A 6,472-nucleotide genomic window follows, 5' to 3' on the forward strand; every position below is an offset into this window, starting at 1 on the left:
AGGCTCGAGGTCGCGTCAGAGTCTGGCCTGGGCATCACGCTTCCGCTGCTGCTTACATTGACCCGGGCCATTCCAGGCACCGCCACGGGGTTCTTCCTTTCACCATGCGCCAGCATCCCATTTCCCCTGTCACCGAGCCGATGCAGTACCGGGCCATCGGAGTGGTACGTGGTTGCTACGTGCCGGCCGAGCCCGACCAGCTCACCCGGGGTCTGATCCGCACGGCCGACGGCACTGAGGTCGAGGCCGTGGTGCTTGGGCGCCTGCTCACCCTCATGCGCCGCCATCTCGACCTGGAGACGCCGCATCTGTGGGTCGTTTATCCCCGCTCCCGGGATGAGAACCAGCTTCACCTGCAGATGGTGGGCGTGTGGGAACCCAGCACCCTGGCCGCGCCCACGGACTCCGGGGCCACAGACCAGGACGCCACAGACCAGGACGCCACAGACCAGGACGCCACCTCCCCTGACATCACCGCCACCGACGCTGACCAGCTTCCCGAGGGTGACGATTACTTCTCGATCCGTGGGGAGCTGATCTTCACCCGCCCTGAAACCGGCGATCTGGTCATCAAGGTGCGGCAGCAGCCCCGCCCCGATGGCAACCGCCCGGTGCCGTTCAAGCTCCAGCTGCGCGGCGACATTCCCCTGGAGCACCTGCGCCACTTCGTCTCCCTTGATCTGCGTCGCCAGGGACAGCAGCTCGCCGTTGAGCGTTTCGAGGTCATCGGCCCGGTGGCCGAACGGGGCAACCGCGGCGGCAAGGCCCGCAAACCCGGCGCTGACAAGGGCGGCCCGGCCAAGCCCAAGGGCCATGGCCGTGCCGTGACCCGCCAGGGCCGTTGAGATGACCAGCGGTGCCCTCACGGCCGGCGTCGTGGTGCTGCTGGTCAGTCTTGGCGCCGTGGCGGGCCCGCTGGTCGGGCTGTCCCCCTGGTGGCTCACCGTGTTCGTGGCCTTGGGCCTGGGATCCCTCACCCTGGACGCGGCCCGCTTCGGCGGCCGGGGCGGCCATCTGCTGGCCGAAGCCCTGCCCGGCGGCCACGGGCGACTGCGCCGCATCGCCATCCATGAAGCCGGCCACGCCCTGGCGGCGAGCAGCGACGGTCTGGCGGTGCAGCGGGTGCTGGTGGGCAGCCTGGCCTGTCTGCGTGCCGGTGTCGACAGCGGCGGCTGCACCGAATTCGCCCTGCCCGAGACCGTGAAGCTCTCGGCCGAGGATCTGCGGCGCTGGAGCCGGGTGCTGCAGGCCGGCATGGTGGCTGAGTCGCTGGTGTACGGCGACAGCGTCGGCGGCGATGACGACCGGGCCCTGCTGGGGCGCCTCTGGGGCCTCTCGGGCTTTGATGTCGCGACGGCCCGCCTGGAACAGCGCCGGGCGCGTCGGGAGGTGGAGCAGGCCCTGCGGGCACGCCGTGACGAGATCGAGGCCGAGGCCGAACGGCTGCTGCAGGCGGCCCCCCGATTGGGCCGGCGGCCGCCCCCATGACCCTGGCCCTACTGGATTGCCCTACCGGCCTGGCCGGCAACATGCTGCTGGCGGCCCTGCTGGATCTCGGCCTCCCCGAGGAGATCATCCATTCGCCCCTCGCGGCCCTGGGTCTGGAGGGGCGCTACCGGCTGCGGATCAAGGAACGGCGCAGCGGTGGGCTGCGGGGGCTGCATCTTGACGTGGAGGCCCTGGATACACAGCCGCCCCATCGCCCCTGGGGGGCCTTGCGCCAGCAGATCCAGGCGGCGCCCCTGGCGCCGACGTTGCAGGAGAAGGTGCTGGCGGTGTTCGGCCTGCTCGCGGAGGCTGAAGCGACGGTCCATGGCCACCCCGCCGAGGCCGTGGCGTTTCATGAGGTGGGGGCGATCGATGCCCTGGTGGACATTGTGGGCGTCTGTGCCGGGCTGCTGCACCTGGAGGTGGATCAGCTGGTCTGCGGCGTGCCGCCGGCGGGCCATGGCAGCGTGACCACCGCCCATGGAGCCCTGCCCCTGCCGGCGCCGGCCGTGCTGGAGATCGCCCGCTCGCGGGGTCTGCCGCTGGCCTCCAGCGAGGGGTTTCCACCCGGCGAACTCACTACCCCCACCGGGTTGGCCCTGATGGCCTGCTGGGCGGACCGTTTCGGCCCCTCCCCCGGGGCCGTGCCGCTGGGGGTGGGGGTGGGGCTGGGCACGCGCCAGCTGGATCGGGCCAACCTGCTGCGCCTCACCCTGGCCCGTCCCCTGGGGGACGATGGCGTGGGTGGAGCCAACGAAGTGAGCGAAGTCCTGTTGCAGCAACAGGCCCAAATTGACGACGCCAGCGCTGAGGACCTGGCCTACCTGGCCGAGGCCCTACGCAACGGCGGGGCTCTGGAGGTGTTCAGCCAGCCGGTGGCGATGAAGAAGGGCCGCACCGGCACCCTGCTGACGGCCCTGGTGCCCCCGGAGCTGGGGCCGGCGCTGCGCCAGGTGTGGTGGCGCCACGGCACGACGCTGGGGGTGCGCGAGCAGCTGCAGAGCCGCTGGATCCTGCCCCGCCGGAGCGCCACCCTCGCCACCGACCTCGGACCGGTGCGCATCAAGTGGGCCACCCTGCCCGACGGTCGCCGGCGTGCCAAGGCCGAACACGCCGATCTGGTGGAGCTGGCCGGGCGCCTGGGTCGCTCCATCGAGGAGGTGCGCGACGAGGTCCGCCGCGCCCTGGCGTCTGAGGGGGAAACGCCATGAGCCCCTGGTCCCGCCTGCGCCTTCCCGCCCTGGCAGCCCTTCCGCCCCTGCCGGCGCTTCCGGGCGGTCTGCGCCCCTGGATCACCCTGGGCAGCCTCGGTTTTGTGATGGCGGCCCTGCTCAGCCACGGCCGCCAGCTGGTGCAGTTGCGGCTCGATGGCCAGGGTTGGCTGTGGCTGGTGTTGGGCGTCGGGGTGAGCCTGCTCAGCCTGCTGATCAACGGCGTGGCCTGGGGCGTGATCCTGCGCTGGCTGGGCCTGCGCCCCGAGTGGGCCGCGGTGGTGGAACTGCACGTGGCCACCAACCTGCGTAAGTTCCTGCCGGGTGGCATCTGGCACCTGGCCTCCCGGGTGCAGCGGCTGCGCAGCGAGGGCGCCCCCCTGGCGGCCCCCGTGAGCACGAGCATGGCCCTGGTGGCGGTGCTGCTCGACCCCCTGGTGGCCGCGGTGGCGGCCTTGGCCCTGGTGTCCCTGGGCGGCTGGCAGGGTGGCCTGGGCCTGGTGGGCCTGCTGCCCCTGGGCCTGCTGCTGCCCCGCTGGCTCGATCCCCTGCTGGCGCGGCTGCAGCGGCGTCGGGCCCGCGACCTGGGCCTGGAGGAGGAGATCCAGCAGGAGCTGGAACAGGCGGCTCCCCTGGTGCGCTCCATCGGGCTGCGGGGCTATCCCTGGCAGCCGCTGCTGGCGGAACTGGTGTTCGTGATGTTGCGCTTCGCCGGCTTCTGCTGCTGCATCCGGGCCTTTGATCTGCCCCTGGGGAGCGACGCTCCCGTCTGGCTGGCGGGATTCGCCCTGGCCTGGACCGCCGGCCTGGTGGTGCCCGGAGCACCCGGTGGGCTGGGGGTGTTCGAGGCGGTGCTGCTGCTGCGGATGGGGGTGGCCCTGCCGGAGGCACCCCTGCTGGCGGTGGCCCTCAGCTACCGCCTGATCGTCACGCTCACTGATCTGCTGGCGGCCGCCCTTGTGGCCCTGGACCGCCGACTGGTGCGGGAGCCGTCAGCGGCGACACCGTCATCAGGCAGTCCTTCTCAATAGGTTCTAGTTTTGCGAACATCTGGGATCGCGTGGTGAACACTCCCCCCACCGGTCTGGCCCAGCCCAGCAGCCTGCGCACCACCCTGAACGATCGGGGCCAGCGCCTGACGCCCCAGCGCCAGCGGGTGCTGGATCTGTTCGAACGGATCGGTGAGGGCAGCCACCTGAGCGCGGAGGAAGTGCACCTGCGCCTGGTGCGCAGCCAGGAGCGGGTGTCCCTGGCCACCGTCTACCGCACCCTGCGGTTGCTGAGCTCGATGGGGTTGCTGCAGGAACTCGAACTGCCGGAGGGGGGGCGCCGCTTCGAGTTGGCCGGCGACGCCCACCGCGACCATCACCACCTGCTCTGTGTCCGTTGCGGCCGCACCGAGGAGTTCGAGAGCGGCCCCGTGCTCGCCGCCGGCGAGGCGGCGGCTGGGGCCTTCGGCTTCCGGTTGCTGGAGTGCGTGCTCAACGTGCGGGCCCTCTGTCCGACCTGCGCGGCTGAGGAGCAGGGTTGACGGGGCTGCCAAGGCTGCGTGCCGGCAATTGCAGCTGCTGATCGGCCCAGTGGGCGGCCAGGGCCGCCAGCAGGCTGGAACGATCGCCACGGATGCGGAGCATGGGGGGCAGGGTGAAAGGTCGGCCCCCAGGCTGGGGCCCGTCCCCTGGGCCGGCGCGATCGATGGCACGGCTCCGGGCAGCGGATGACACCGGCGGAGGCCACCAGCGGGAGGTGCGCAGCTCCTGATGATCCGAGGCAGCGACTCGCCGATCCCCCTAGACAGAGCCGGTGCAAGCAATCGGAGGCGGTCGATCCGCTCCTCCCGAGCGCAACTGCCGCTGCCGCCGTGACTGAACCACATCCATCCACCAGTGATGGGGGCTTCCGCCAGGGGGCCCACCGGAACCCCCGGGGACGGCTGCGCCCCATCTCCACCCTGGCGGGGGTGATCGAAGCCACGGCACCCTGGCCATGAACCGCACCGGCCCCCCAGACCCCCTTCCCGTTCACCAGCTCCTGCTCTCCCTGCTGGTGCCGGAAGCTCCGCTCGCGAGCTGGTACGAGCGGTTACTGCCCTGCAGCGGCACCCTGCCCCAGCTCACCAGCCGCTGGAGGGATCGGCGCGCCGTCGTTGCCGTGGTGGCGGGCTTTCGCAGCCTGGGCCAGGTGATCTTCATCAACAATCCGCTCAGCGGCCTGCTGCTGCTGCTGGCTCTGCTGCTTCAGTCGCCGTCGGTGGCGCTGTTCGCCGGCTTCGGAATCGTGGCGGCCCATCTGGCGGCCAAGGCCCTCGGCAGCGCCTGGGAAGACCGCCACAACGGCATCTACGGTTTCAACGGAGCCTTGGTCGGCAGTGCCATCGCCACCTTCGCCGATCTGGGTCCTCCGGGAGCTGTTCTTCTCTGGGCTCTGGCGGCCCTGGGGGGTGGGGCGCTGAGCTCCGTGCTGGTCCACGGCCCGGGCCGTCGTCTGCATGCCGCCACCGGCCTGCCGCCGATGACGCTGCCGTTCTGCCTGGTGACCTGGGGGTTGCTGGCGCTGGTCACCCTGGCGGACGTGCCGCCGCTGCAGCTCCACAGTCCCGCGATGGTGCCACCTGCGGGTTCGGCCCTGCAGGCCTTTCTGCTGGCCCTGCCGCGAGGCTTCGGTCAGGTCTTCTTCTGTGCTGATCTGGCCAGTGGCTGGTTGGTGCTGGCGGCCACGGCCGTCGCCAGCCCGATGGCGGCAGGGGTGGGTCTGATGGGGGCGGCGATCGGGGCGTTGGCGGGCCTGGCCAGCGGTGCCGCTGGCGCCGTCGGCATGGGCCTTTGGAGCTACGACGGCGTTCTCAGCGCCATTGCCATCGGTGGCATCTTCCATGCCCCCACCAAGCGCAGCCTGGGGGCGGCGGCCCTGGCGGCCCTCGCCGCCAGCCTGCTCACCCCGCCACTGGAGCGGCTGATGCCGCTCGGATTGCCGTCGCTCACGCTGTCCTTCATCGTCGCCACCCTGGCCACCCTGCTGGTGGTGCGCCGGGCGCTGCCCACCGTTGTACCGGTGGCGCTGCACGCGATCCTCACGCCGGAGGAGCATCTGCAGCGCTATCTGGTGACCCGGCGGTTGCTGAACGATTTCCGCTCCCGTCTGCGCGGGGCCGTGGGCGGGGGCGGCTGGACCAGCCTGGCCCCGTCGGCGGATCCAGCGCTGCTGGGGCGGCTCGAGGAGCTGTTCGAGCGCCTCGACCGCGACCAGGACGGCCAGCTGAGCCTGTCGGAACTGGTCGAGGGGATCGAGCAGGGCCCCAGCGACCCTGTGGCGGCCCTGGCCAGGGTGCTGGCGGCCATGGATCTCGATGGCGACGGGGCGGTGGACAGGGCCGAGTTCATCGAGGTGATGCTGCGCCTGCGCCGACTCTCCGACGGACAGGAGCGGCTGAAGCGCTACCTGATCCCGGTGGATGCGGATGGCGATGAGCGGCTCGACCCCGGCGAGATGGACCGGCTGCTGGGCAGCATCGGCCAACTCCCGCTCAATCAAAGGGAGCAGCGGGCGGTGTTCGGGCCTGAGCTTTCCGGGCTGTCCTGGCACGCGTTCTTCGACCGGTTGCTGCTCACCTGAGGGCCCGGGTGCCGCGGTTCCGGCCAGCCGACCAGCGGCCTGCCGCTTCGCAATCTCCAGCTGCTATTGAGAATCGCTTGCAAAAGGGGCGGCGGCGCGTCTAGGTTGCGAGCAGTTCGCAATAAGGGCGCTCCTCTCCGATGCGCTACCGCTTCCTCCCC

The 6,472-nt window shown here is 71.3% G+C and carries 7 protein-coding genes; all 7 read left to right on the forward strand.

All coding sequences use genetic code 11. The features are described from left to right. The first annotated feature begins 104 nt into the window (after positions 1-104). The 7 genes from KQ305_RS06555 (at position 105) to KQ305_RS06585 (ending at position 6,311) form a co-directional block, all read left to right on the forward strand. Positions 105-845 (forward strand): hypothetical protein, encoded by a 741-nt coding sequence (locus tag KQ305_RS06555; RefSeq protein WP_259724617.1) that lies wholly within the window; start codon positions 105-107, stop codon positions 843-845. A gap of 1 nt (position 846) precedes the next feature. Continuing rightward, the gene (locus KQ305_RS06560; RefSeq protein ID WP_259724618.1) at positions 847-1,488 is read left to right on the forward strand and encodes a hypothetical protein; all 642 of its coding nucleotides are present in this window, start codon (positions 847-849) and stop codon (positions 1,486-1,488) included. Further along, positions 1,485-2,699, forward strand: coding sequence for a LarC family nickel insertion protein (locus KQ305_RS06565; RefSeq protein WP_259724619.1), 1,215 nt, complete (start codon positions 1,485-1,487; stop codon positions 2,697-2,699). Before KQ305_RS06560 ends, KQ305_RS06565 begins: the two co-directional genes overlap by 4 nt. Continuing rightward, positions 2,696-3,730, forward strand: coding sequence for a lysylphosphatidylglycerol synthase domain-containing protein (locus KQ305_RS06570; protein ID WP_259724620.1), 1,035 nt, complete (start codon positions 2,696-2,698; stop codon positions 3,728-3,730). The genes KQ305_RS06565 and KQ305_RS06570 overlap by 4 nt, the downstream gene beginning before the upstream one ends. A gap of 32 nt (positions 3,731-3,762) precedes the next feature. Next, positions 3,763-4,230: a Fur family transcriptional regulator gene (locus KQ305_RS06575; protein ID WP_399230824.1), complete on the forward strand. Its 468-nt coding sequence runs from the start codon at positions 3,763-3,765 to the stop codon at positions 4,228-4,230. A 330-nt stretch (positions 4,231-4,560) separates the two neighbouring features. After that, positions 4,561-4,689, forward strand: a complete 129-nt coding sequence (locus KQ305_RS06580; RefSeq protein WP_259724621.1) for a hypothetical protein — start codon at positions 4,561-4,563, stop codon at positions 4,687-4,689. Further along, positions 4,686-6,311: an urea transporter gene (locus tag KQ305_RS06585; RefSeq protein WP_259724622.1), complete on the forward strand. Its 1,626-nt coding sequence runs from the start codon at positions 4,686-4,688 to the stop codon at positions 6,309-6,311. Before KQ305_RS06580 ends, KQ305_RS06585 begins: the two co-directional genes overlap by 4 nt. Positions 6,312-6,472 lie beyond the last annotated feature (161 nt).

This window comes from Synechococcus sp. CS-1332 (genome assembly GCF_025127995.1).
Taxonomy (GTDB): Bacteria; Cyanobacteriota; Cyanobacteriia; order PCC-6307; family Cyanobiaceae; genus Cyanobium.